Source organism: Paraburkholderia sp. RL18-085-BIA-A, assembly GCF_046027075.1.
Classification (GTDB): domain Bacteria; phylum Pseudomonadota; class Gammaproteobacteria; order Burkholderiales; family Burkholderiaceae; genus Paraburkholderia.
This window is the reverse complement of record NZ_JARESU010000062.1, coordinates 1-23,477: the sequence shown is the minus strand read 5'-3', so window position 1 is coordinate 23,477 and position 23,477 is coordinate 1. Positions and strand designations below refer to the sequence as shown.

The following is a 23,477-nucleotide window of genomic DNA, read 5'->3' as shown; positions in this document are numbered from 1 at the left end:
ACCCCGCTACGGGGTGCCGCTTTGCCGCTCCGCAGCCGTCAGCCGGCTGCGCACGAAGCCGACGTGTTCGCGCAGCACGTAGAATGCATCGGCATACGCGAGCGGCATGCGCAGCCGATTCAACGACGCCTCGATCTGATCCAGCTTCGCGAAGAGCGCCTTGCGCTCTTCGTCGGTGGAATGGGCGAGCGCGTCGCGTTCGATCGCAATCAGCGAACCGTAATACCGGTAGATCCGCGAACGTATCCGCCAGCCATAAATCGCGGGAATCAGGCGCATGGTCGGAAACAGCAGCACCGCCACGGGCAGCAACAGCACGAGCGTGCGGTCGCCGATGCTCGCCAGCCAGAACGGCAGTGTGCGGTAGAGAAAACTCTTGCCGGTCTTGTAGTAGCGCTGCGCGTCCTCGCTGATCTGATATTCGTGGGCAACCGGATTCGGAAACTGCCCCGCGTGCTGCAACAGACCCGGCCTGCCGTGCACTTCCTGCGCCGCTTCGATCAGCAGATCCGAGATCGCCGGATGCAGGCTGGTGCGCGCGACCAGCTCAACTGTGGGGCTGATCAGATGCACCGTTTCCGGCGGAATCCTGTGTTTCAGATCCAGCACGCCAGGCGGCAGGTCGATCCGGTCCAGATACGGGAAGAGGCGCGTATAGGCGCTCGCTTCCTCGATATTGATCACCGAGATGCCGGGCACCCTGAGCAGACGCAGCATCAAACCACGCGTGGCCGAGTCGCCGCTCAGAATCGCCGCGTCCACCTCGCCCGCGACCAGTTGGGTGGCGGCCTGCAGGCCGTCGCTCGGCATCAGCACGGTGCCGCCGTCAGGCTCGATGCCGTTCGCGTCAAGCAGCTTGAGCGCGAGCCGGCGCGTGCCGCTGCCTTCGCGGCCGATGGCGATCCGCTTGCCTTCCAGTTGTGAAAGCTGGGTCACGCCCGTGCCGCGGTAAAACACGACCACCGGGACATAGAAAACGCTGCCGAGCGACATCAGCGACGAGGTGTCGAGTCCGTCGGCGAGCCCCCCTTGCACGAGCGCAATATCGACGTGCTGCTTCGGGTCCAGCAGACGCTGCAGATTCTGATCCGAACCGTCGGACTCGAGCACGTTCAGCCGGATGCCGTTGCGCGCGAGGATTTTCTTGTACTGATTCGCGGTGATGAGAAACGAGCTGTCGCGCGGGCCCGCGCTCATCGTGATGGTTTTCGGCGGAGCCGGATCGACCACCCATACGAGCAGCATGACCACCAGCACCACGAGCATGGCCACGACGGCATACGGCAGCGTGTGATCGCGCCATTCGGCATGCGTAGGGCCGCCAGGGAATCGCGGGGGACGCTGACGCTGCGCTTTCATGGGGACTCCGTGCCGCAAGCTGGGATGCTGCATTGTCTACTGTACGCGGCGGGTTTGTCGTCGGCAGTTTGCTCTATTGACCCGGCAGGGCGAATTGATCGCCGTGCGGTGCGGCGAGTAGAGGCGTCGTGTCGCTCGCATCCGTCTGATCGTCATGCGTGACTGAGCGTGGCATAATCCGCCACAGCTTCTCATCGCATCGACGGGCGCATCTTGAGTCGTTTCCAGCGGAAGATCGGCAGTTGGCTGGGATTGTTCGCGATCCTGATGGCTACGCTCGCACCGACGATTTCGCATACCCTCGCCGCGCGCGCGGATCAAGATGCGAGGTCGGAAGAGCATTGCTCGATGGCGTCGATGGACGGCATGTCGTCAATGCGGGATGAAGCGGCGCAAGCACCCGCCACTCCCGACGATGCCACCGGCAAGCACGCGCAGATGTCCGACGGCGACGCCTGCGGCTATTGCAGCCTGCTGGCCCATCTGCCCGCCATGCCGAGCGTCGAGGCGCTGTTTCTGGTCGCCGTCCGGGTCCGCGAGCACACCGTCGCGACCCGCTTCGAGAGCGTGCGCCGCGTCGAACCGCTCACCTTCGCGCAGCCCCGCGCGCCACCCTTAGCATCCTGATCCGAGTCACCGAGGCGCGCCGCGTTGAACCGCATCGCGCCTGCCGCCGCGTGCGCATTCGAGCGTGCGCGCCGGCATCGTCACGACCTATCGAACAGGATGAACCATGTCAACCTCACCAACGCGCAGCGGCCGGCCGCTGCGCGCGGCGCCCCTCGTTGCGGCCGCCGCGAGCTTCGCGCTCTGCACGCCGTCGCTCGTCGACGCGCACGCGATTGCGGGCAACCGCGTCTTCCCGTCGACGATGGCGGTCGACGACCCCGGCGTCGGCGACGAAGCCAACTTCGAGTATGGCCATCAGCGCGTGCCCGGCGATGACGGCGACCAGAGCATCAACACCTTCAGCTTCGAATACGACAAGCTGATCACGCCGCGCCTCGCGGTGTCCGTCGACGGCAGCTATGCGATGCAAAACAATCCGACGGCGCGGGGCTTCGACAATTTCGGCGTCGGCCTGAAGTACCTGCTGTACGTCAACGATGCGCGCGAATTCATGACCTCGATCGGCGTGAACGCAGAACTCGGCGGCACCGGCAGCCGCGCCATCGCCGACAACTTTTCGACGATCTCGCCGACCGTGTACGTCGGCAAGGGCATGGGCGATCTGCCGGACTCGCTCACCTATCTGCGGCCCATTGCGATCACCGCTGAAGCGGGCCCCGCGCTGACCACCGGCGCGGGCCAACCGAACGCGTTCGACTACGGCTTCACGGTGCAATACAGCCTGCCGTATCTGCAGCAGCACGTGCGCGACGCCGGTCTGCCGCAGCCGTTCGCGAACCTGATCCCGCTGGTGGAGATTCCGCTATCGAGGAGTCAGGGGCAGACGACCGGTACGGTCAATCCGGGCTTCATCTGGATCAACCGCTATGGGCAGTTCGGTGTCGAGGCGCAAATTCCGATTAATCGTGCGAGCGGCTCGCACGTCGGCATTCTGGTGCAGGCGCATATTTTCTTCGACGACGTCGCCCCGACCACGATCGGCAAACCACTGTTTCAGTAAAGCAGGAGAGAGATGATGAACAACGTGCTGGACGGATTTGGGACCATCGGCTTGCGCGCGGCCGCGAAACTGACGGCGCTTGCCGCCGGTCTCGCGCTCGCGAGCGCAGCCTTTGCGCATGTGTTTCCACAGAAGCAGGAGCCGGGCGCGGGCTCGACGGTGGCGCCGCCGCCGCAGGTCCGCGTGATCTTCGACGGGCCGCTCGAACCGGCATTCAGTTCGCTGATGGTGACCGACGCGAGCGGCAAACAGGTCACCACGCAAAAGGCCTCGGTCGACCCGCATGAGCCCACCACGATGACGGTGCCGTTGCCGTCGCTCGCGGCCGGTCACTATACGGTGCATTGGGTGGCTGTGGCTTCGGACGGGCATCGCACGCACGGTGATTATGGGTTCGATGTGAAGTAGCGCGAGGCGGTAGTGGCTTGTTGTATAGGCCTTTCGCCGACGTTGGGGGCCGGTTGAAAGGGCGGTTGGAGGAGTGCCTTACCGAACGGCACCGCTATCCGCTCGCTCAAGACTTGTGCCGCAACCCCACCCGAATCACTGCCTGCTTATCTTCCGCCGAAGCCGACGGCCCATTGATTGCGGCCACCGCCGGCTTCCCGGTCGAATTGGATCGCGCGGCTGATGCACAGCGCCCGTTCAAGCTCTGCGTTCAGCACGACGCGACCCGCTTGATGCGATGAAAATTGCGGTCGAAATAGATCAGGCCATCGCCATCCGCACGCACGCTGATGCGCGTGGTCTTCACGAACATCACCGAGTGCGAACCGACTTCCTTCAGATCGACGATCTCGCCTTGCAGGCTCGCGAGCGCATCGCGCAGCACCGGCACGCCGTGCGCGCCGTCGTCCCAGATCGGCCAGCCGAAGCGCTCTTCCATCGCCACCTGGGTCATCCCCGCGAAGTGGCGCGCGAGCAGTTCGTGCTCGCCAGGCAGCACGTTGACGCAGACGTGGCGGTTGCCCTCGAACGTGGAGTGCATCGCGCTCGAACGGTTCAGGCAGACGAGCAGCGTCGGCGGCGTGTCGGTGACGGAGCACACGGCGCTCGCGGTGACGCCGCAGCGGCCGTGCGGGCCGGCGGTCGTGATGACGTTGACGGCCGCGCACAGATGCGCCATCGCCTGGCGGAACTGCCGTTTGGCGTTCAGGTGAGCGTCGTTGTCGGAAGCGGGGGACTGGGTCGGCATCGTGGTCATCTGGATTCCTTGAGGGCGCGGCATCGTGGGTGTCGGTCTGGATTCAAGCGTAATCAATCCCGGTGCGGAAAAATATCCGCGCGAGCCGCGCATGGGTGGGCGTCTTTCCCAACGTGTCTAAAGTTTTCCCCAATACCTCAAGTGCTCTCAGTGCTCCAGTGCACATTCTAGGAGCGAGCGCGTGAGCGGAACGCAAGCGGCGCTTCAGGGTAACCATGACTTTGCACGGCCTTTTTCGCTGGATATGATGGTTCGTGCAACGCGTTTTAAACCGCACCAATACGAACCGCTTCGGCTCCGTCCATGCCCCACCCGCAGCAGTCAGCTTCCGTTCCCGCACCCATTGTCTATATCGTCGACGACGACAGCGGCATGCGCACGTCGCTCGCGTGGCTGCTCGAATCGGTTGGCGTGAAGTCGGCGGGCTTCGCGAATGCGCGCGAGTTTCTCGATGCGTTCGACGCGGCCATTCCCGCCGCGCTGGTGCTCGACGTACGGATGCCGGAGCAAAGCGGCTTCGACGTGCAGGCCGAATTGAACCGGCGCGGCGCAAGCTTGCCGATCATTTTCGTCAGCGGCCACGGCGACATTCCGATGTCCGTGCGCGCGTTGCAGAACGGCGCGATCGACTTCGTCGAGAAGCCGTATAACTCGCAGCAGATGCTCGATCGCGTGCAGCGCGCGTTGAAGCTCGCTGCGCAACGGCACGTCGCCGCTCAGAAGCGGCGCGAGCTGCGCAAGCGGATCGAGTCGCTGACGGCCCGCGAAACGGAAGTGCTGCGTGGGGTGATCGACGGCAAGGGCAGCAAGCGCATTGCGAGCGATCTGTCGATCAGCGTGAAGACCGTCGACGTACATCGCGCGAGCATCAAGGACAAGCTTGGCGCCGCGTCGATCGCGATGCTGGTGCGCGAGGTGATGGTGGTGTGGGAAGAGGACGAGGCGTCTCGTTGATACGCGCTGGTGGCGCAGGTGCGATCAACGCAAGCAGGCGCACCACGTGCGCCCGAGCGCCTCGACTATCGGCAACGCGTAGCCCCGTCACCGCATGAACAACCCGCCATTCACATCCCAACACGCGCCGTTCGCGAAGTAGGCATTCTCCGCGGCGAGCATCACGGCGACATCGGCGACATAATCCGCCGAGCCTAGTCGTCCCGAGGGAATATTCGCGATCACCGCCTTGAGCTTCTCAGGCGCGACGCTCTCATGCACGACCGGCAAGTCCATCGGCCCCGGCGAAATGGCGTTGACGGTGACGCCCGCCGCGCCGAGATCGCGCGCGAACACCTTGGTAAGCGTGATCACGCCGCCCTTGGCGGCCGCATAGTGCGCGCCGGTCGCCGAGCCGCCGTTCTGCCCCGCCAGCGACGCGATGTTGACGATGCGGCCCGCGCCCGCGTCGGCGAAATGCCGGCCGAACACCTGGCAGCCGAACAGCACGCTGCGCAGATTGACGTTGATGACCTGATCGAACTGTTCGCCGGTAATCTCCATCACCGGCACGACTTCGGATGCGCCCGCGTTGTTGACCAGCGCGTCCACGCGGCCCCAGCGCTGCAGGATCGCGTCGCGCGCCGTTTCGAATGAGGCTTTCGCGGTGACGTCGAGATTCAGCGCGAATGCGCTCGAACCGTCGGCGCTCAGATCGCGCGCGAGCGCTTGCGCGGCATCGAACGCGATGTCGCCGATCGCGACCGCATAACCCGCCGCATGAAAGCGCGCGGCGATTGCGGCGCCCAGGCCGCGCGCCGCGCCGGTGACGAGTGCGACTCTTTTCTGCATGACTTCAACTCCGTGTGAATGCACAAAGCGCAGCCGCGACATGAGCGGCCGCGTAAGTGACTTGAGCCTGACCGAGCCTGCTCAAGCTGCAAGTGCTGCTTCGAAACGCGCCGCGATCGCGCACACCTGCTCGTCCTGCCCCTTGCGTCCGACGATCTGCAAACCCGCCTTCAGCGGCGAACCCTCGATCGGCAACGGCAAGCTCAGCGCGGGATGGCCGCTCAAATTGAACGGCCGGATCAGCGACGACATCGCGATCACCGACGTGCCGCCACGCGCTTCGTCGAGTGTGATCGGCAGCGCGGGCAGCGTCGGCAGGATGAGTACGTCAACGTTTTCGAGCGCGTGGTCGACGGCCACCGTGAATTGCCGGCGTACCTGTTCCGCCGCATCGAGTTGCGCAGTGGTGGTTTTCGCCGCGGCGCGCAGCCGTGCGTCGAGATCGGCGCCGAGCTTGCCGGTTTCCACCAGATGACCGAATGCGCGCGAGGTCTCCACATTGATGACCGCGAGGCCCGCGTCGAACGCGGCAGCGAGTCCCGCGAGTTGCGTCCCATGGGCGGCGCAGTCGGCCACGTGCGCCGCGCGCGCGACGGCTGCGCGGATCTCCGGCGTGGCGTCGGCCTGCACGATGCCGACCTTGCATGCGCCCTCCCAGGCGCGCGCGGCTTGCGCGTCGAAGTCCACGGTGATCGCCTGCATCGCGGCCACCAGCATGGACATCTCGCGTGCGAACGGCCCGACGCAATCGAGCGACGATTCGCGCGGCGCCACGCCGCGCCGCGACACGCGCCCGAACGTCGGCTTCAAACCGAGCACGCCGCAGCACGCGGCGGGGCCGCGAATCGAGCCGCCGGTGTCGGTGCCGAGCGCGGCATCGGCTAGTTTGAGGCCGACCGCAGCCGCCGAGCCGCTCGACGATCCGCCCGGAATGCGCGCGGCGTCCTGCGGGTTTTGCGGTGTGCCGGTGTAGTCGTTGATGCCGGTCATGCCGAACGCCAGTTCATGCATATTCGCCTTGCCGACAATGCGCCAGCCGAGCGCGAGCAGGCGTTCGACGACTTCCGCGTGCCGCTGCGCGGGTGGTGTGTCCGCCAGCGCGCGGCTCGCGGCGGTGGTCGCGTAGCCGGCGATATCGATCGTGTCCTTGATCGCGATGGTCGGTCCCGGTCCCCCTATCGACAGGGTCTGGATAAACTCGTTCATAGGTTCGGTTTCCTTGCATTGACTTGCCACGGCGCGTCGAACAGGCGCTCGGTGCGAAAGTGCGTAATGAGCCAGTCACGGCCGTTGCCGGCCGGCGCGAAATCCACTTCGAGACGCGCCGAAATCAGTTCGGCCGGCGCGTCGACATAGCCCGAAGCTTGCAGCATGAGCCAGCGGCCCTTCGCCGTCGCGCCGCGCACGTCGATCGTTTCTGACGTGAGGAAGTGCGTGTTCACCGTGAAGTGGGGCGACGGCGGCAGGTAGCGCGTGAGCATCGCGAGGATCGCCTCGTGACCCTTCAGGTATCCGAATTTGTTCGCGTACTGCGGGCCGATGCCTTCCCACACGGCGTCGGCGGTGAAAAGGGCGGCGAGCGTCTCGCCTTCGAGCGCGCCGCTCGGCACGTCGCACAGCGCCATGTAACGCGCGATCGTGCGGCGCACCGCGGATTCAGCTTCGAGCGCGGCGAGCCGGTCGGTCAACAGGCGCAGCGTGTCCGGGTTCACCTTCATCGCATCATGCTCCGAAACGTTCGCTTTCACGCTCACGCCGCGCTCGCATGTTGCGGCGGCACTTGCAACGCGCGGCCAACGCGCGCTTCGATCTTGCCGTAGCGCCACAGGTTGTACTCGCCGACCGGCGTCGTGCGATACAGATTGCACACGGCAACCGCCGTGTCGAAGTCACGCACGTCGGCCATGATGTAGAAGGTCCACGGCGAGTTGTCCGCGTTGCCGACGGTGAGACGGTCGTCGTCCATGATGCCGAGCACCTTGACGCCTTCCATCGCTTCGACCGCGGCTAGCATCTTGCCGTAGGCCTGCCAGACTTCGCCGATCCGCTCGCGCGGCAGGTCGAAGAAATTCTGCGTGACGCCGCAGCAGAACAGAACGCGTAAAGGCAGTGCCGAGGTTTCGGTGGTGGTGGACGCAGTGGTCATGGGGTGAATCTCCTTGAAATCGTGTGACAGAAAGACGGCGCGAAATGATCCGGATGACTCAGGCGGCTTACGGGTCGCTCACGGATCACTCGCCAATCGCTTAAAGGTAGCCGGGAATCGGCGGCACGCCGACGAACACCGCGCCGGCGCCGTCGTAATTGCCCTCGCCGAGAAACGCGTGCTGCGTCACGACCATCGAGTCGCGCAACAAGCGCTGCAACGGATGCGAGCGATAGATCGCCATCGTGCCGCCGAGCCGGTATGCGCGCTGCACGACCTCGGCGCCTTCGCGGGCGATCTGCGTGGCGGCCAGACGCAGCAGGCTGACCTGGTCGGCGGTGACGGGATTGCCGGCGAGGATCGACTGCCACACCTGGTCGGTGCACTCGTAGAAGAACGCGCGGGCCGAGCGCAGTTGCGCTTCGGCTTTCGCGAGTTCGATCCGGTAGTACGCGCGGTCGGCGAGTTGCGGCGCGCCGGTCGTGGTCTTGCGCCCGCCCGCCATCTGATTGGCGACGTCGAGCGCGGCGCGCGCGAGGCCGAGGTTGACCACGGCGAGCACTTGCGCCGCATACGCGATAGTCGGGTAGCGATACAGCGGTTCATCGACGCACGGTTCGCCGCCGCGCACGAAGGTCCACGCATTAGCGACGAACTGGTCGTTCACGCGCAGATCGTGACTGCCGGTGCCTTGCATGCCGACCACGTCCCAGTTCTCGACGATCTCCACCTGATGCGGGCGAAACACAGCCGTGCGCGGTTTGCCGGGTGCGCCCGCGCTGTTCGTCCCAATTCCCACGCCTAGCCAGTCCGCGCCCTTGCAGCCGCTCGCGAATTTCCACGTACCGTTCACGCGCCAGCCACCGTCCGCCGGCTGTGCCGTCTGCACCGGGAAGAGGCCGCCCGCGAACACCTGGTCCGGGCTGTCGGCGTAGATCTCGGCCTGGGTCTGAAGCGGCAGCGCGGCCAGATAGACATTGGCTGAGCCGAAGCTCGCGACCCACGCGGCCGAGCCATCCACCATCGCAATCCGTTCGATCATGTCGAGGAACGCGGCCGGCGCGAGCGCATCGCCGCCGAAGCGCCGTGGCGTCGCGGCGCGATAGACGCCCGCGCGTTTCAACTTCGCGATCACGTCGCGCGGCACATGCGAAAGACGGTCGAACTCGTCGCGGCGCGCGGCGATTTCTGCGATCACGTCGGAAAGCGGCAGACGAGCGGGCGCCGACGCGTCCGGTTGGTCGAAAGCGACGGCGGTGGCGGTGGCTGCGGGCATGGGGGCTTCTCCTTGATTCGTTATCGGCTGGAACACGACGCACGGTCGCCGTGAAGTTGACGCGCCGTGCACGGTGTGACCAGTCTAGAAATGCAAAAAGAACGCTTCAATTGGGATGCGGGGCGCCTGTTTAGGTAACGCACCGGGGGCGTCTAAAGAAATCTTCAGATACGGATCACGCGCACTGGTGTTATGTTCTGGCCCATACCTGATCGAACCTGAGTGCCGTTCTCTCCGATGAATTTCCCTGCCGAAGCCGATTTCCACCGACTGCTCGACGCGCTCACGCTGTGCGTGCTGTTGCACGACGCCGAAACCAAGGCGATCGTATGGGCCAATCGCGCGGCGTGTGACGCGCTCGGCTTCACGCTCGACGAACTGCTGCCGCTGAAGGCGAAGGACATGACGCGGCCAGTGCCGAAGTACCGGCGCGAGATCGGCGTCGGCGCAATGGACCGTTCGATTACCGAGGGGCCGCAGGTCTACGAGTGGTGCTACCGTTCGCGCAGCGGCGCCGATATGTTGTCCGAAGCGATCGCCACCTATGTGCCGCTCGCGGGGCGGCCTGTCGTGATGGTGCAGTTCCGCGACATCAGCGCGGAGGACTCGCTCAAGCAGACCTTGCGGCGTTACGAATCGCGGCTGCGCGAATTCATGCAGGACCTTGGCGAAGGCGTCGCAGTGCTGACGCCCGCCGGTGAAGTGGAGTTCGTCAGCGAGTCCGGCCGGCGCGTGCTCGGCCTCGAAGAAGGCGCGCCGATGGGCGACGTGCTCGACTATTGCAGCGAACCGGACCGCGACCGCCTGCTCGCGCAACTCGCCGCCGCACCACGCATCCAGCCTTCGGCGCCGCAGCGCTATTGCATCACGCGGCGCGACGGCACGCCGCGCTGGCTGCGCATCACATGCCGCAGGATCGAGATCGAGGACGATCTCAATGGCCGACTGCTGCACTTTCGCGATGTGACCGACGAGGTCGCCGTCGAAGAGGCGCGCCGCAACGAGGCGCGTCTGCTCGAATACGCGGGGCGCTACAACGCGATGGGCGAAATGGCGACTGCGATCGCTCACGAGTTGAGCCAGCCGCTCGCGGCGGTGCGCAACTTCATCGAAGGCGCGATCCGCCGGCTCGCGCAACCCGGTTCGCTCGACGACGCCATGTGGGGCCTGCGCAGCGCCGATCGGCAGGCGGAGCACGCGGCGCTCATCATCAAGAGCGTGCGCGATTACATCGTCAAGCGCGAGCCGAGCGAGACGCATGCGGATTTGCGCGAAGTGCTCGCGGACGCCGCTTACTTCATCGAATTGCGCGCGCGCGAAGCGGGCGTGACGGTCACGATCGAACAGGCGAGCGAGCCGCTGCCGGTGTATGTTGAGCGGGTGCTGATCGGCCAGGTGGTGCTGAATCTCGCGTTCAATGCGATCGATGCGCTGGGGCAAGGCACGCAGCATGCGGACACCCAGGCGCACGCGAATCCGACCCAGCCTCAGCGCCGCGAATTGCGCCTCGTCACCTGCCTGCGCGGCAAGCACGCAATCGCCCAGGTGATCGACAACGGACCCGGCGTGCCCGCCGATGCGCATGGCCGGCTGTTCGACGGCTTCTCGTCCTCGAAAGCGGGCGGCAACGGCATCGGCCTGTCGCTGTGCAAGAACATCGTCACGCGGCATGGCGGCGACATCTGGGCGAAGCCGGCGCGGCACGGCGGCCTCGAATGCAGCTTTTCGCTGCCGCTCGCGGCCGCGCCCGCGCCCGCGGACTGAGCGCGGCTTAATCATGCGTGGCGTGCGTGTTCCTCGGAATGGTCACGAGCGTCAGCGCGGTAATCAACCCGAAGCCGACCAGCATCAACGCGACCGGCCACGGTTCGCGCACCTTCGCATACAACGCGGTGGCGACCAGCGGCGCGAGTCCGCCGGAAAAGACCGACGCGATTTCATGGCCGAGCGCCATACCCGAGTAGCGGACTTCAGTGGGAAACAGTTCGCCCATCAACGCGGGTTGCGTGCCGATCATCGCAGCGTGGCAGAACGGCAAGCCCAGCGCGAGCGAGAGAAACACGTACAGCGGCTGATGCGTGTCGATCAGCCAGAAGGCCGGAAACGCGATCACCACGAGTCCGAGCGCGCCGATCATATACACGGGGCGCCGGCCGATCACATCCGAGAGCCGTCCCCACAGCACGATCGTCACGAGTTCGAGCAGCATCGCGATCATCACGCCGCCGAGCATCACCGAAACCGGCACGCCCACCGTCTTGCCGTACACCAGCACGAACGACAGAAAGATATACGTGCCGCCGTTTTCCGCGACGCGCAGCCCCATCGCCTGCAACACCTGTTTCGGATGATTGCGCAGCACCGTCAGCACCGGCATGTGCTTCGGTTTGGCGGCCACGAAATCGCGGCTCTCGGGCAAGCGCCGACGAATGTATACGCCGACGCCGAAGATCAGCACGCTCGCGAGAAACGGCACGCGCCAGCCCCATGACATGAAGCTCTCGGTCGGCAAACGTTGCACCAGATAAAACGCCGCCGCCGACAACACGAAGCCGCCCGCCACGCCCAACTGGCTGAACGACGCATAGTAGCCGCGACGATTGGCCGGCGCGCTCTCGCTGATCAGCAGCACGCCGCCGCCCCATTCGCCGCCGGACGCAATGCCTTGCACGACGCGCAGACACACCAGCGCGGCGGGCGCGAGAAAGCCGACTTGCGAGAACGTCGGCAACAGGCCGATGCCGAAAGTCGCCACACCCATCATCATCAGCGTGATGACGAGCGCGCGTTTGCGGCCCTGCCGGTCGCCGATGTGGCCGAACACGACGCCGCCCAGCGGCCGCGCCAGAAAGCCGATTGCAAAACCCGCGAACGCAGCGAGCGTGCCGAGCAGCGGATCACCATGCAGCGGAAAAAACAGCGGTCCGAAGATCAGCGCCGCGGCCGTGCCGTACAGGAAGAAGTCGTACCATTCGAGCGCGTTGCCGAGCACGGACGCGACGATGATGCGCCGCAAGGTCCGCGAGGTAGCCGGCATCGCGGGGGCGGGGGGCGACCCGGCCGTTGGGGAAAGCGTGTCGTTTTGCATCGTCGTGCTCTCTGGTTTCGCGATGTGTGAGGGCATCGCGGATATCGTGGGGGCGAGGTAAGGGCGCTAGCGCCCGAGTGACTTCGCGGTCTGACCGCCAATGCCGAAGTCGGTGTTCGGAATGTCCTTGATCATCACGCGGGCGGCGTCGAGCGGCGTGTCGAGCACGCTCGCGCCGGTCTCGCTGAGCGCGGCGATCAACGCGGTCTTTTGCGCGGGCGTGCGGCCCGCGATCAGGATCGCGACGATGCTCAGCAATGTGGCGCGCCGGGCAACGCGGCCCGGGTCGCCGGCATGGCCCGCATCGCTCATCGCGCTGACTCCGCCCACGCCGAAATCATGCGGCGGCAATTCGCTCAGCAGTATCCGCACCGCTTCGGCAGGCGCGCCGATCGAGTCGACCGTGGCCTGCGTGAGGCCCGCAATCAGTTGCGCCTTGCGCGCTGGCGCGTGACCGGCCGGCAGATAGACTTCTAGTGTAGGCATCGTTTCGCCTCGCTCGCGGGTTCGGACATCACGGTTCGAGGATCACAGCAGGAAGCCGATCGCACTGAGCGCGTCGGTCGAATCGATCAGGCGGATCACCTTCTGCACGATGCGCGGCTCGCCGCTCGCGAAGCCGATGCGATGCGTCAGATCCGCCGCGAACAGTGTCGCCTTGCCGCGTTTGTACGCGACGATCACCTGCGCCGAATTCACCGTGACCTCGTCGCTCGCATCGCTCGTCAGCGTGAAGCGCGAGACCGTGCGCACGGTGCGGGCGGCGTCGCTCGCCGACGACGAATAGCCGGACGTCATCCGTTGCACGCGTTTTTCGCGCATGTCCTGATCGTCGTAGGCGTAGTTCAGCGTGGCGGCGAAGTCGGTGGCGTCGGGTTCGATCGGCACCACGTAGAAGCCCGCCGGGTCCCACAGCGACAGCCACTCGCGATAGTCCTTGCGGTCCAGCAGTTCGGCTTCGCGCCAGATGAGTTCGATCGCGTCGGCGAAGATCTTCTGCGAGAACAGGGTGTTGCGGTCGTCCATCATGCCTGCTCCATCATCGTGCGCCATTGCGCGTACGCTTCACGCATGCCGGTCTCGTCGGTGGCGTGCGCGGTCTTCTCGCCGTTCGGCGCGGTGCTCTCGCGATTCAGGCCGCGGTTCACGAGGATCGGCAGATCGGGGCCGGCATGCGAGCCGCGTTGCACGCGCTCCCACGCTTCGGCGTCGTCGGGACTGCCGAAGCCGAACGGGCCCTGGAAGTGCTCGTGAATGCGCAGACGCACGCGGTTCGCTTCCTCGGGGCCGCCGTCCATGGCGAGCGCGACGTGGCGGATTTCGGTCTCGTTCGCGGAAATGGGCCGCAGCACGCGGAAAAACGCCATCGACAACGCGAGGTTCGGAAACAGGTTCAGATTGAAGCCGACGCCCATCAGCGAGCGCACGATGCGGCGCACTTCGTCCGGCGCGTGATCTTTGGCGAGCGATGCGGCCAGCGCCTCGAAGCGCTCGGGAATCGGCGCGCCGTCGTCGCGGTCCAGATCGACGAGTTCCGGCACCAGCACCGCGAGGCTATGACCGTTGCCGAGCGAGCGGCAGAACGCGTCTTCGCTGGTCATGAAGCTGGTGATCGCGGCGGCGGTTTCGTCGTCGATCGATTTCATCCACGACTTGTGCACCACTGGGAAGTGATACAGGTCGGTGGTGTTCTCGAGCTGGATCTTCCAGTTGCCGTTGAAACGGAAGCGGTGTTCGCCGTTGGCCTTGATCGGATAGCCCGCGCCTTGCTTCATGAACAGATCGATCCACGGCTTCGCGCCGCCGAGGAAATCTTCGAGCGGCTCGATCTCCTGATTGAAGCTCGCGAAGATCAACCCTTGATAGATGCCCACGCGCAGACTCGCCAGCGGCAGCTCGGTCTTGTCGATCACGCCTTCATAGCCGTCGCCGTACGGCAGCGCCCGCAGCGCGCCGTCGAGGCCGTAGGTCCAGCTGTGATACGGGCACGTAAAGCCTTTCGCGTTGCCCTTGTGCTGTTCGCAGACAGTCGCGCCACGATGACGGCAGCGGTTTTGCAGCACGTTGACCGCGCCGCTCTTGTCGCGCACGACGATCACCGGCTGGCGGCCGATCGTGGTGGTGCGGAAGTCGCCGGGATTCGGCAGTTCGCTTTCGTGCGCGACCCAGATCCACGTCTTGTAGAAAATGCGTTCGAGTTCGGCTTCGAAAACGGCCGGGTCGTAGTACAGCGACGGGGCGACGCGGTCGGACTGCGCGCGCTGATACAACGCGCTCGTATCGACGGTCTGATATGAGGATTCGCTCATGACGGTATAAGTGGGGTGGTCGATGGAACAAAGTCTCGCTGACCGTCTGATATGCGTCAAATTGATCTAAAATAAAAACTAAAATCAACCGTATGGATATCTTGATGAACTCGCTGGATCATGTCGACCTCAACCTGCTGCGCGTTTTTCAGGCGATCGTCGAAGAGCGCAGCCTCACGCGGGCCGGGCAGCGGCTTGCGCTATCGCAGCCGGCCATCAGTTATTCGCTGGGCCGCCTGCGCACGCTGTTCGACGATCCGCTGTTCATCCGCACGCGCGTCGGCATGCAGCCCACGCCGATCGCGCTGGAACTGTCGGCAATCGTGTCGCGCGCGCTCGACACGGTGCGCGAGGCGCTGCGTTACGCGGAGCATTTCGACCCGGCGGTGAGCACGCGCACGTTCCGGCTGTCGCTCTCGGACGCGGGCGAGCTGGCCTATCTGCCGCCGATCTGCGAGGCCTTGCACCGGCAGGCGCCGCGCGTGAAATTGCGCATCGAGCCGTTGCCGGTCGAGGAAATCGAAGACGCGTTGCGCGCGAGCCGGCTCGATTTCGCGATCGGCAATCTGCCGACGCTGACCGCGCGCACGCGGCATCAGGCGCTGTTCGAGGAGACGTACGTGTGCATGACCCGCAAACGGCGCGGCTTGCCGCGTACGAAGGAGTTGGGTCTGAAGGCGTTTCTGGACGCGTCGCACGTGCAGATCACGTCGGTCGAGCACAGTCATCACGCGCTCGACGACGAATTCCGCGCGCAAGGCGTCGGGCGTCATATCGCGCTGGAGCTACCGCATTTCGTCGCGTTGCCGAACGTGCTGGCCGTCACCGATCTGTTCGCGACTCTGCCGCGGCGCCTCGCGCACATTTTCAATCGCGGCGGCGGCTTCCACATCTACGAGTTGCCGGTGACTTTGCCGATCGCGGCGGTGACGATGCACTGGCACGAGCATTTCGACCAGGACGAAGGCAACGTGTGGCTGCGCAATCTGATGGCGGACATCGTGCGGCGCTTCGACGAGCCTTGAGACGAAAGCGGCCTCACGCGCGCTTGAAGAGCTTGCGCGCGAGCGAACACATTAGCGTGGTGGCGGGCGATTCGTCCTGCAAACGGCGGCTCATGATGATCGGCGACGCGATATTGGCCGCCGGAATCGTCCGGTACGTGACGCCATGCGCGCGCAAGCCTTCCACGCTTTCCGGCACGAGGCACACGCCCACTTGCGCGGCCACCAGGCCCAGCGCGGTCTGCAACTCCCGCACTTCATGAATCGCCTTCGGCTCCAGCGCATGATCGTGCAGTGCGGAGAGCTGCTGGTCGGCATAGCTCGGACGCGGCGTGCTCGGATAGACGATCAGCGTTTCCTGCGCCAGCGCGTCGAGCGTCAGCGGCTTCTTCTGGCGCGCGAGCGGATGGTCTTGCGGCAGTGCGGCGATCATCCGTTCCTCGACGAGCACTTCGCGCGCCAGTTGCGCGTCGTCGAAACGCAGGCGGCCGAAGCCGACATCGATACGGCCGCCTTTGAGCGCGCCCAGTTGTTCGATCGTGAACATTTCGATCAACGACAGTTCGATATGCGGCGCGGCTTCGCGAAACGCGCGGATCACGGCGGGCAGCGCGCCGTACAGCGTCGACGGCACGAAACCGATCACGATGCGCTCGGCCAGTTGCGCGAGCCGGCGCGTGAGCGGCGCGAGTTCATCGGCCTCGTCGATCAGGCGTTTCGCCTTCGCGTAGAAAATGCGGCCGGCTTCGGTCAGGCGCAGCGGCCGCGAGCCGCGTTCGAACAGCGGCAGGCCGACGCTTTCCTCGATCTGCTGAATCTGCCGGCTCAGCGGCGGCTGTGTCATGTGCAGGCGATTCGCGGCCCGCGTGATGTTCATCTCTTCGGCGACCGCGATGAAGTAGCGGAGTTGGCGAAGTTCCATGCATGCCCCTGAGGTGTAAAGGTTCTTATTGGTTTTGGAGGTTGCCGTCCGTTCGCGGATAAGCGCCGTCGGCATGAACCGGCTTCATTCGTTTTCGCTCTCATCATCGAACCGCGTGCGCGAATGGCTCATGACGTTGCCGCTGAACGCGCACTTCTGCGAATCGTCGGACCGCGCACCGCGGAATTCCGGCTGGCTGGCTGAGCGGGGCAGGCGCAGGGTAGTTTAAGCAGGTGTGTCTGGTCAAACGCGAAACCTGCCGGCGGCAAATGGTCCATAACTACTACGGGCCAGCACCGCGCTCGTCCACGACGACGCCCGATTCTCTCAGGTAGTCGTCGACAGCGCTTCCTATTGTGGGATGAAAGCTCCGGTCGCCAATGATCTCCATCAGCTCGAAGCGTATGAGCTTGTCGCGAACCGGGTCCTTCATTTCGGCGAAGTGCAGGCGGATGCCTCGCTCGTCCAGAATTCGGCTCAGTTCCCTTAACATGTCGGCGGAAGTAACGTCGACGCTGGTCACGGGCTCGGCTGCCACGACGACTCTGCGAACTGGCGTCGGATAGTCGGCGACCGCTTCCAGCAGACGATCCTGAAACAGCTCGGCGTTAGCGAAGAAAAGTGGGGCGTCCCAGCGAAACAGCAGCAACCCCGGAATTCTCGTGGCATGCGGATAGCGCTTCACATCATGGTAGCCACGCAAGCCTTCCACGTGACCCAGAATCGCGTAATGAGGCCGCCAGCCGTCCCAGAGAAACTCGATGACAGCGATCACCACCGCCAGACAGATGCCCGGAATCGCACCGAATACCGCGACGCCCGCGAAGCACGCGATCGAGAGCCAGAACTCCCACTGCTGGATACGGTAGATGCGCTTGAGGTCGGTGAATTCGAACAGACCGAGCGCTGCGGCGATGACAACCGCGGCTAGCGCACTGGTGGGCAGATTGCGCAGCAGATTCGGCGCGGCGATCAGCAGCGTCGCGACAGCCAGCGCGCCCACCACGCCTGTCACCTGTGTGCGCGCGCCAGCTGCTTCGGCTACCGGCGTACGCGACGCACTGCTGCTGATCGGAAACCCCTGAAAAAACCCTGCCGCGAGGTTCGCGGCGCCGAGGCTCACCATTTCCTGATTCGGATCGACGCGATGGCGCAAACGCGCGGCGAAGGTGCGCGACAGCACGCTGGTGTCCGCGAAAGAGATCAGCGCCACCGCGCAGCCGCCGAGCACGATCTTGATCAGGTCAGCGTCGCTTGCCCACGGCAGCACGAAAGCCGGGAGACCTTGGGGAATCGTGCCGAGCACGCTCACGCCGACCCTATCGAGGTTGAACACGTCGACGCACAGCGTCGCCAGCACAACGGCGATCAGCACACCAGGCACTTTCTCGAAGCGCTTGAGGAACAGTATCAGCACGAGACATCCCGCGCCGATCGCGAGGCTGTACCCGTTGATTTTCCCGGCGGCGATGGCGCCCGCAATGCTCAGGACGGTGTTCAACGGGCCTTTGGCGTCGCTGGAGACGCCGAAGAGCCGCGGCAGTTGACTGATCAGAACGGTGATTGCTATGCCGTTCATGTAGCCGTAGCGAATCGGTTTGGACAGCAGTTCGGTGATGAAGCCCAAACGCAGTAGCCCCATGACGATGCAGAAGAGTCCCGAGACAACCGCCATCATGCTTGCCACAGCGATCGCGCGCGGCGGATCGCCGGGGGCAAGCGATAAGACGACGGCGAGGATCGGCGCCGCCAGCGCGGAGTCTGGACCCAGCACGAGCAGCCGGCTGGGCCCGAAGACGGCGTAGGCAAGCAGCGGGACGATCGTCGCGTAGAGGCCATAAACCCCTGGGACGCCGGAGGCCTCGGCATAGGCGATGCCGACCGGCACCAGCATCGTGGTCAACACGAGGCCTGCCGCGATGTCCTTCGGCAGCCAGGCGGCCTGGTACTCTCTCAGCACCCGCAGGCCCGGCAGCCAGCGCAACCAGCGTTGCGCGTGGCTCGCGGGATGCTCGTCGTGGGAAGTTGACCTGTCGGGTTGCATGAGTCGGCTATTTGCGTCGAATCGTGGTCACGCGGAAGAGAAGATGCACATTGTCTAACAGAAAGAATAGTGCAGACCGCGGCTAAGACAATAGGCGACGAGATAAGCCGAGAGTGGTTGCCCCTTCCGAATCTCGACGACATCCCACGCGATGATGGTGACGAGTACTCCGGCTACGCCCAGCATCGGCAACGTGTTGAAGCAGGGCGAAAAGACCGGCGTCGCGCTGCTTGCCGTCGATGAAATCGATACTGACTCGACGGGGCGGCGAACGTGATAATCAAGAATGCAGAGCCGACATGCAGCGTGATACCGCGTGCTATGCTTGATTACGCATCGGCGCTCCATGCAGCAGAAGCCTGTCCGGGTCGACAACGGAGTCAGTGCCGTTTCATACGCCGAACTGATCGGAGCGGAACCGAACGGTGCACGACCGCGAGCTCCGAGCATGGACTATCGTCATCTGCAACAGCGCAAGAGCATGCATGGCCGCATTGTGCAGGAGCTTGGCATGGGCATCGTCAGCGGCAAGCTGCAACCGGGCCAGCGCTTGCCGGCCGAAGCCGTGCTGTGCGAAGGCTATGGCGTGAGCCGCCCGGTATTGCGCGAGGCGACGCGCGTGCTGGCCGCAAAGGGGCTCGTCGTGTCGAAGCCGCGGGTGGGCAGTGTGGTGAGGCCGCGGGCGGACTGGCATATGCTCGATCCGGATGTGCTGTACTGGACCATCAGCAGCGTTCCGGAAGGCGAATTCTTCAGCTCGCTTCTGACCGTGCGCCGCGTCATCGAGCCCGCGGCGGCGGCGCTCGCCGCCAGCGCGGCGACCAGCGACGATCTCGCGCTTATCGCGTCCGCGTATGACCGGATGGAACGCGCGGGAACGGCGAGCGAGCTGCTGGACCCGGACCTCGAGTTTCATCGCGCGATCATGGCGGCCACTCACAACGACATGCTGGCGTACATCGGCAATATGCTGTCGCTCGCGCTGTCGGAGTCGATCAGACTGACAAGCCGTCATCCGGACACACATGCGCTGTCGCTGCCCCGGCACAAGGCGATCCTCACCGCAATCCAGAATCGCGACCCGCTGGGCGCGCGGCATGCCAGTCTGGTTCAACTCGAAAATGCCCGCGCGGATGCCGAGAGCATTCTGGAGCTCGGCAGCCATCATCCGGCGTGATGGCTTCTGCGCCCAGCAGGCGCTTCTCATGGTCTGCTTAGATAGTATGACTATTGATGCGGCCTGCCGCGCCGGCTCTGCGCGCGCACGGGAGAGAAATGCCCGCGGAGAAGTCCTTGCCCTTGAGCTCGTTCCGCTGCCGTCACGAGACGGGCAGCTAGCGCCACGAATTGCTGCGTCACGAGAATTGCGGACAAAACCTCTGCTGCAACAGCGCCACTCCAGCCATCTCGGCTCCTCGACACCCACTCGCCGCCCGCTCCAGTCGCGTTGTCACGAACCGTACTCCAGTGCACTTCAAATAGTCGGACTAGTTAAGGGTATACATTGATTGAGGGTAAAAGCGCGTGATATAGGATCTTCCTCAGGGTCGTCAGGCGCACGCGCATGCACACGCGTTTTGTGGAGTGTGGTGGGGCCCGGCACTGGCGCTTTCCTGGCCTGCGCCGTCATGCACAGCGAGTTATTCAATAACCGAGAGACTGGAGACTGACATGGCGGAAGAGCAGGAAGACCAGCACGGCCAGGAGCAGGTGCAACGCACGCGCCGCGGATTGCTGCAAGGCGCGGGTCTCGGTGCAGCGCTCGCAATGTTCGGTGGAGCGTTCACGCCGGCGCAAGCCGCGGAGGCGAGCCCATTTCCGGAACACAAGCGCTGGAAGATCGTATTCGTCAACCACGTCACGACGAATCCATTCTTCGTTCCCACGCAATACGGTATTCAGGATTCCACGACCCTGCTCGGGATGGACTATCAGTGGACCGGGTCGGCCAATGCCGACATTGCTCAAATGGTGAATGCGGTCAACGCGGCGATTGCGGCGAAGGCCGACGCCATTGCCGTGCCGATCGTCGATCCGAAGGCGTTCGACAAACCGATCCAGGCGGCGCTCGACGCCGGCATTCCGGTGTTCGCGTATAACGCCGACGCGCCGCAAGGCACCCCCAATCCGCGCCTCTCGTATATCGGCCAGGATCTGTATCTGTCCGGGTATCAGATGGGCGAGCGCATCGTCAGCCTCATCGATAGCGGTCTGGTCGCCATCTTCATCGCGACGCCCGGGCAGCTCAACATTCAGCCTCGGTTAGACGGCGCGGTAGCCGCGATCAAGAAGTCGGGCAAGAAGATCGACGTGCAGACCATCGCGACCGGCGCGACCGTCAACGAAGAACTCTCGAAGATCAAGTCGTTCTATCTGGGCCACCAGGATGTGAAGGGCATGTTCGCGGTCGACGCCGGCAGCACCCAGGGCGTGGCCGAAGTGATGAAGGCGTCGAACCTGCCTTCGAAGGGCGTGCACGGCGGCGGCTTCGACCTGTTGCCGCGCACGGTCCAACTGATCCATGAAGGCTTTCTGGACTTCACGATCGATCAGCAGCCCTACGTGCAGGGGTTTTACACCGTGGTTCAGGCATTCGTGTTCCTGTCGTCCGGCGGACTGGTTGGTCCGGCGAATGTGAACACGGGTCTGAAATTCGTTACTAAAGACACGGTCGAGCCTTACCTGAACACGTCGACGCGTTATGAAGGCAAGAGCACCAAGCCGCAGATCGTGCCGCACTCGGGCGCGATCAAGGGATGACGTCTTCTGTGGCGGAAAAATCGAAACCTCGCGAACGCCGCCGGTTATGGTCGAGACCGGTCTGGCGTTCGAGCGAGATTCGCATCCTCGCGGTTGCGCTCATCCTGTGCGCCTATTTCGAAACCGCCAACCGTGATTTTCTGCTGACGGGCGCGAGTCTCGAGAACCTGTCGCAATTCATCGCGCCGGTTGCGATCATTGCGTTTGGCGAAATCATGCTGATGATCGGCGGGGAGATCGATCTCTCCGCCGGGATGGTCTTCGCGTTCGCGCCGTTCATCATGTATTTCGCCAACGAGGCCGGTTTGCCTGTGTGGGTCGCCGTGCTCGCCGGGCTGCTTGCGGCGGCCGTAGTCGGGCTGGTCAACGGCGCGGTGACGGTGTATCTGCGCATTCCATCTTTCGTCACCACGCTCGGCACGCTCTTTTTCGTCAACGGCTTCACGCTGACGATTTCACGCGGCACGCCCGTTTCGCCGCCGGAAGGTACGCGTTTTTCGGCGATCATGGGCGCATGGGGTTATAGCGAGATCATCTGGACGCTCGTGATCGCGGCCGTCATGCACATTCTGCTGCGCCATACCCGCTGGGGTTTGCATACGATTGCAGGTGGAGCGAATCCGCTCGGCGCGAGCGAAGCCGGCATTCATGTCAAACGCCTGAAACTCGGCAACTTCATTCTCGCCGCGGTGCTCGCCGGCTTTACAGGCATTCTCGAAGCCTTCCGGATCACCTCGATCGATCCGCAAGCAGGCGGCAACCAGATCATGTTTCTCGCGGTGGCCGCAGCGGTGATCGGCGGCACGCCGCTCGCCGGCGGATCGGGCACGATCATCGGCGGTCTGATCGGCGCGGCGGTCCTCGGCATTCTCAATGACGGCTTCACGCTGATCGGCATCAACGCGTTCACCTTCAATATGATTCTCGGCGCCGCTATTCTCGCGGCGATGATCTTCAACATTCATGTGGTCCGTCTCGCGCGCAAGGGAGAGCTTTGATGCCCGAGCTTGCGGAAGCCCTGCGCGGCGAGGACATCGTCAAGCGTTTCGGCGCGGTCACCGCGCTCGATGGTGTGTCGCTGACGCTCAAGCCGGGTGAAATACTCGGCGTACTCGGCGACAACGGCGCGGGCAAGTCGACGTTGATCAAGATTCTGACCGGGTTTCATCAGCAGACGAGCGGCAAGCTCTTCGTGCACGGCGTGGAAACAATGCTGCGCTCGGTCGATCACGCCCGTTCGCTGGGGATCGAATGCGTGTATCAGGATCTGGCGCTGGCGAACTCGCTGAGCATTTATCACAACATGTTCCTGAATCGCGAGATCATCCGGCGCGGCCCGTTCCGTTTGCTGGACAACCGCGCGATGCGCAAACGCGCGGCGGAATGTCTCGAAGAGATCGGCGTGCACGTGCCCTCGGTCGAACTGCCGGTCGAGCAGCTTTCCGGTGGACAGCGCCAGGCGATCGCAGTCGCTCGCGCGGTCAATTCGGATGCGAGGATTCTGCTGCTCGACGAACCGCTCGCGGCAATGGGTGCCCGCGAAGCCGGGCTCATCATCGATCTGATTTTGCGGCTCAAGGAGAAGGGCGGGCTGTCGATCATCATGATCATGCACAACTATGCGCAGACGCTCGATATCGCGGATCGCGTGATGCTGATGCAGCGCGGCCGCGTGACGTATCAGCGGGAAGCCGCGAGCACATCGGTCGCGGAGTTGATGGATATCGTGCGGCGCGAGTATCGGGCGATGCGAACCCCGGCGCAGTGACGCCGGTTCGTCCGTGGTGCTCTCAGGTGCCGCCGGGCAAAAAGCGCGCACAGCGAAGATCCTCGTAGACCATCCTCCTCTTTCACGTCCCATCCCGATTCGAAGACCGTCAGCGACGTCGTCCATCCATTCGCCGTCAGCGCGAAACTCGACTCTCTCCGTCTATCAAAGTCCACGTTAAT

Annotated in this window: 24 protein-coding genes; 11 read left to right on the top strand and 13 right to left on the bottom strand. The window is 64.3% G+C overall.

Annotated elements, in window-relative coordinates:
• Positions 1-6 precede the first annotated feature (6 nt).
• A complete protein-coding gene (locus P0D89_RS31275; RefSeq protein WP_408360742.1) occupies positions 7-1,359 on the bottom strand; it encodes a TAXI family TRAP transporter solute-binding subunit in 1,353 nt (450 codons plus the stop codon).
• 210 nt (positions 1,360-1,569) lie between these two features.
• On the opposite strand from P0D89_RS31275, the gene P0D89_RS31270 reads away from it, so the two are divergent.
• The 3 genes from P0D89_RS31270 (at position 1,570) to P0D89_RS31260 (ending at position 3,397) form a co-directional block, all read left to right on the top strand.
• Positions 1,570-1,986 carry a DUF2946 domain-containing protein gene (locus P0D89_RS31270; RefSeq protein WP_408360828.1) on the top strand — a complete coding sequence of 139 codons (417 nt, stop codon included), beginning with the start codon at positions 1,570-1,572 and terminating at the stop codon, positions 1,984-1,986.
• A gap of 106 nt (positions 1,987-2,092) precedes the next feature.
• The gene (locus P0D89_RS31265; RefSeq protein WP_408377670.1) at positions 2,093-2,989 is read left to right on the top strand and encodes a hypothetical protein; all 897 of its coding nucleotides are present in this window, start codon (positions 2,093-2,095) and stop codon (positions 2,987-2,989) included.
• A gap of 15 nt (positions 2,990-3,004) precedes the next feature.
• Positions 3,005-3,397, top strand: coding sequence for a copper resistance CopC family protein (locus P0D89_RS31260; protein WP_408360746.1), 393 nt, complete (start codon positions 3,005-3,007; stop codon positions 3,395-3,397).
• Positions 3,398-3,647: 250 nt separating this feature from the next.
• Here P0D89_RS31260 and hpaC read toward each other — a convergent pair whose 3' ends face one another.
• On the bottom strand, positions 3,648-4,184 hold the full coding sequence (gene hpaC, locus P0D89_RS31255) for a 4-hydroxyphenylacetate 3-monooxygenase, reductase component (RefSeq protein WP_408360830.1): 537 nt from the start codon (positions 4,182-4,184) through the stop codon (positions 3,648-3,650).
• Positions 4,185-4,496: 312 nt separating this feature from the next.
• Here hpaC and P0D89_RS31250 point away from each other — a divergent pair, with 312 nt between their 5' ends.
• The gene (locus tag P0D89_RS31250; RefSeq protein ID WP_408360748.1) at positions 4,497-5,147 is read left to right on the top strand and encodes a response regulator transcription factor; all 651 of its coding nucleotides are present in this window, start codon (positions 4,497-4,499) and stop codon (positions 5,145-5,147) included.
• Positions 5,148-5,234: 87 nt separating this feature from the next.
• Here the strand turns inward: P0D89_RS31250 and P0D89_RS31245 are convergent, their stop codons facing one another.
• The 5 genes from P0D89_RS31245 to P0D89_RS31225 all read right to left on the bottom strand — a co-directional run bounded on the left by P0D89_RS31245 (position 5,235) and on the right by P0D89_RS31225 (position 9,400).
• Positions 5,235-5,978, bottom strand: a complete 744-nt coding sequence (locus P0D89_RS31245) for an SDR family NAD(P)-dependent oxidoreductase (protein WP_408360750.1) — start codon at positions 5,976-5,978, stop codon at positions 5,235-5,237.
• A gap of 81 nt (positions 5,979-6,059) precedes the next feature.
• The gene (locus tag P0D89_RS31240; RefSeq protein ID WP_408360752.1) at positions 6,060-7,184 is read right to left on the bottom strand and encodes an amidase; all 1,125 of its coding nucleotides are present in this window, start codon (positions 7,182-7,184) and stop codon (positions 6,060-6,062) included.
• Positions 7,181-7,696, bottom strand: a complete 516-nt coding sequence (locus P0D89_RS31235; RefSeq protein WP_408360832.1) for a nuclear transport factor 2 family protein — start codon at positions 7,694-7,696, stop codon at positions 7,181-7,183. Before P0D89_RS31235 ends, P0D89_RS31240 begins: the two co-directional genes overlap by 4 nt.
• A 32-nt stretch (positions 7,697-7,728) precedes the next feature.
• Positions 7,729-8,124, bottom strand: coding sequence for a hypothetical protein (locus tag P0D89_RS31230; RefSeq protein WP_408360754.1), 396 nt, complete (start codon positions 8,122-8,124; stop codon positions 7,729-7,731).
• 100 nt (positions 8,125-8,224) lie between these two features.
• Positions 8,225-9,400, bottom strand: coding sequence for an acyl-CoA dehydrogenase family protein (locus P0D89_RS31225; protein ID WP_408360756.1), 1,176 nt, complete (start codon positions 9,398-9,400; stop codon positions 8,225-8,227).
• 237 nt (positions 9,401-9,637) lie between these two features.
• On the opposite strand from P0D89_RS31225, the gene P0D89_RS31220 reads away from it, so the two are divergent.
• Entirely contained in the window at positions 9,638-11,164 is a 1,527-nt protein-coding gene (locus P0D89_RS31220; protein WP_408360758.1) for a PAS domain-containing sensor histidine kinase, read from the top strand.
• A gap of 7 nt (positions 11,165-11,171) precedes the next feature.
• Here the strand turns inward: P0D89_RS31220 and P0D89_RS31215 are convergent, their stop codons facing one another.
• From P0D89_RS31215 to P0D89_RS31200, 4 genes are all read right to left on the bottom strand, one after another.
• Positions 11,172-12,488, bottom strand: coding sequence for an MFS transporter (locus P0D89_RS31215; protein ID WP_408360834.1), 1,317 nt, complete (start codon positions 12,486-12,488; stop codon positions 11,172-11,174).
• Positions 12,489-12,554: 66 nt separating this feature from the next.
• Positions 12,555-12,974 (bottom strand): tautomerase family protein, encoded by a 420-nt coding sequence (locus tag P0D89_RS31210; protein ID WP_408360760.1) that lies wholly within the window; start codon positions 12,972-12,974, stop codon positions 12,555-12,557.
• A gap of 42 nt (positions 12,975-13,016) precedes the next feature.
• Positions 13,017-13,517 (bottom strand): aromatic-ring-hydroxylating dioxygenase subunit beta, encoded by a 501-nt coding sequence (locus P0D89_RS31205; RefSeq protein ID WP_149670320.1) that lies wholly within the window; start codon positions 13,515-13,517, stop codon positions 13,017-13,019.
• Positions 13,514-14,797 carry an aromatic ring-hydroxylating oxygenase subunit alpha gene (locus P0D89_RS31200; RefSeq protein WP_149670321.1) on the bottom strand — a complete coding sequence of 428 codons (1,284 nt, stop codon included), beginning with the start codon at positions 14,795-14,797 and terminating at the stop codon, positions 13,514-13,516. The genes P0D89_RS31205 and P0D89_RS31200 overlap by 4 nt, the downstream gene beginning before the upstream one ends.
• Positions 14,798-14,901: 104 nt before the next feature.
• Between P0D89_RS31200 and P0D89_RS31195 the strand changes: the two genes are divergently transcribed.
• Entirely contained in the window at positions 14,902-15,822 is a 921-nt protein-coding gene (locus P0D89_RS31195) for a LysR family transcriptional regulator (RefSeq protein ID WP_408360763.1), read from the top strand.
• 13 nt (positions 15,823-15,835) lie between these two features.
• Here the strand turns inward: P0D89_RS31195 and P0D89_RS31190 are convergent, their stop codons facing one another.
• Both P0D89_RS31190 and P0D89_RS31185 read right to left on the bottom strand, forming a co-directional pair.
• Positions 15,836-16,723, bottom strand: coding sequence for a LysR family transcriptional regulator (locus tag P0D89_RS31190; RefSeq protein WP_408360765.1), 888 nt, complete (start codon positions 16,721-16,723; stop codon positions 15,836-15,838).
• Between the two features lie 283 nt (positions 16,724-17,006).
• Entirely contained in the window at positions 17,007-18,767 is a 1,761-nt protein-coding gene (locus tag P0D89_RS31185; protein WP_408360767.1) for a SulP family inorganic anion transporter, read from the bottom strand.
• A gap of 151 nt (positions 18,768-18,918) precedes the next feature.
• Between P0D89_RS31185 and P0D89_RS31180 the strand changes: the two genes are divergently transcribed.
• The 5 genes from P0D89_RS31180 (at position 18,919) to P0D89_RS31160 (ending at position 23,295) form a co-directional block, all read left to right on the top strand.
• Positions 18,919-19,044: a hypothetical protein gene (locus P0D89_RS31180; RefSeq protein WP_408377668.1), complete on the top strand. Its 126-nt coding sequence runs from the start codon at positions 18,919-18,921 to the stop codon at positions 19,042-19,044.
• 171 nt (positions 19,045-19,215) lie between these two features.
• Complete coding sequence (locus tag P0D89_RS31175; protein WP_408360769.1) at positions 19,216-19,944, top strand: FadR/GntR family transcriptional regulator; 729 nt, start codon at positions 19,216-19,218, stop codon at positions 19,942-19,944.
• A 494-nt stretch (positions 19,945-20,438) separates the two neighbouring features.
• Positions 20,439-21,527 (top strand): sugar ABC transporter substrate-binding protein, encoded by a 1,089-nt coding sequence (locus tag P0D89_RS31170; RefSeq protein WP_408360771.1) that lies wholly within the window; start codon positions 20,439-20,441, stop codon positions 21,525-21,527.
• Positions 21,524-22,525: an ABC transporter permease gene (locus P0D89_RS31165; protein WP_408360773.1), complete on the top strand. Its 1,002-nt coding sequence runs from the start codon at positions 21,524-21,526 to the stop codon at positions 22,523-22,525. Before P0D89_RS31170 ends, P0D89_RS31165 begins: the two co-directional genes overlap by 4 nt.
• A complete protein-coding gene (locus P0D89_RS31160; protein WP_408360775.1) occupies positions 22,525-23,295 on the top strand; it encodes an ATP-binding cassette domain-containing protein in 771 nt (256 codons plus the stop codon). The genes P0D89_RS31165 and P0D89_RS31160 overlap by 1 nt, the downstream gene beginning before the upstream one ends.
• Positions 23,296-23,477: the final 182 nt, after the last annotated feature.

Coding starts and splice junctions, on each gene's coding strand:
- P0D89_RS31275 (WP_408360742.1), bottom strand. CDS start 1,359: ATGAAAGCGCAGCGTCAGCGTCCCCCGCGATTCCCTGGCGGCCCTACG.
- P0D89_RS31265 (WP_408377670.1), top strand. CDS start 2,093: ATGTCAACCTCACCAACGCGCAGCGGCCGGCCGCTGCGCGCGGCGCCC.
- P0D89_RS31260 (WP_408360746.1), top strand. CDS start 3,005: ATGAACAACGTGCTGGACGGATTTGGGACCATCGGCTTGCGCGCGGCC.
- hpaC (WP_408360830.1), bottom strand. CDS start 4,184: ATGCCGACCCAGTCCCCCGCTTCCGACAACGACGCTCACCTGAACGCC.
- P0D89_RS31250 (WP_408360748.1), top strand. CDS start 4,497: ATGCCCCACCCGCAGCAGTCAGCTTCCGTTCCCGCACCCATTGTCTAT.
- P0D89_RS31245 (WP_408360750.1), bottom strand. CDS start 5,978: ATGCAGAAAAGAGTCGCACTCGTCACCGGCGCGGCGCGCGGCCTGGGC.
- P0D89_RS31240 (WP_408360752.1), bottom strand. CDS start 7,184: ATGAACGAGTTTATCCAGACCCTGTCGATAGGGGGACCGGGACCGACC.
- P0D89_RS31235 (WP_408360832.1), bottom strand. CDS start 7,696: ATGAAGGTGAACCCGGACACGCTGCGCCTGTTGACCGACCGGCTCGCC.
- P0D89_RS31230 (WP_408360754.1), bottom strand. CDS start 8,124: ATGACCACTGCGTCCACCACCACCGAAACCTCGGCACTGCCTTTACGC.
- P0D89_RS31225 (WP_408360756.1), bottom strand. CDS start 9,400: ATGCCCGCAGCCACCGCCACCGCCGTCGCTTTCGACCAACCGGACGCG.
- P0D89_RS31220 (WP_408360758.1), top strand. CDS start 9,638: ATGAATTTCCCTGCCGAAGCCGATTTCCACCGACTGCTCGACGCGCTC.
- P0D89_RS31215 (WP_408360834.1), bottom strand. CDS start 12,488: ATGCAAAACGACACGCTTTCCCCAACGGCCGGGTCGCCCCCCGCCCCC.
- P0D89_RS31210 (WP_408360760.1), bottom strand. CDS start 12,974: ATGCCTACACTAGAAGTCTATCTGCCGGCCGGTCACGCGCCAGCGCGC.
- P0D89_RS31205 (WP_149670320.1), bottom strand. CDS start 13,517: ATGATGGACGACCGCAACACCCTGTTCTCGCAGAAGATCTTCGCCGAC.
- P0D89_RS31200 (WP_149670321.1), bottom strand. CDS start 14,797: ATGAGCGAATCCTCATATCAGACCGTCGATACGAGCGCGTTGTATCAG.
- P0D89_RS31195 (WP_408360763.1), top strand. CDS start 14,902: ATGAACTCGCTGGATCATGTCGACCTCAACCTGCTGCGCGTTTTTCAG.
- P0D89_RS31190 (WP_408360765.1), bottom strand. CDS start 16,723: ATGGAACTTCGCCAACTCCGCTACTTCATCGCGGTCGCCGAAGAGATG.
- P0D89_RS31185 (WP_408360767.1), bottom strand. CDS start 18,767: ATGCAACCCGACAGGTCAACTTCCCACGACGAGCATCCCGCGAGCCAC.
- P0D89_RS31180 (WP_408377668.1), top strand. CDS start 18,919: ATGATGGTGACGAGTACTCCGGCTACGCCCAGCATCGGCAACGTGTTG.
- P0D89_RS31175 (WP_408360769.1), top strand. CDS start 19,216: ATGGACTATCGTCATCTGCAACAGCGCAAGAGCATGCATGGCCGCATT.
- P0D89_RS31170 (WP_408360771.1), top strand. CDS start 20,439: ATGGCGGAAGAGCAGGAAGACCAGCACGGCCAGGAGCAGGTGCAACGC.
- P0D89_RS31165 (WP_408360773.1), top strand. CDS start 21,524: ATGACGTCTTCTGTGGCGGAAAAATCGAAACCTCGCGAACGCCGCCGG.
- P0D89_RS31160 (WP_408360775.1), top strand. CDS start 22,525: ATGCCCGAGCTTGCGGAAGCCCTGCGCGGCGAGGACATCGTCAAGCGT.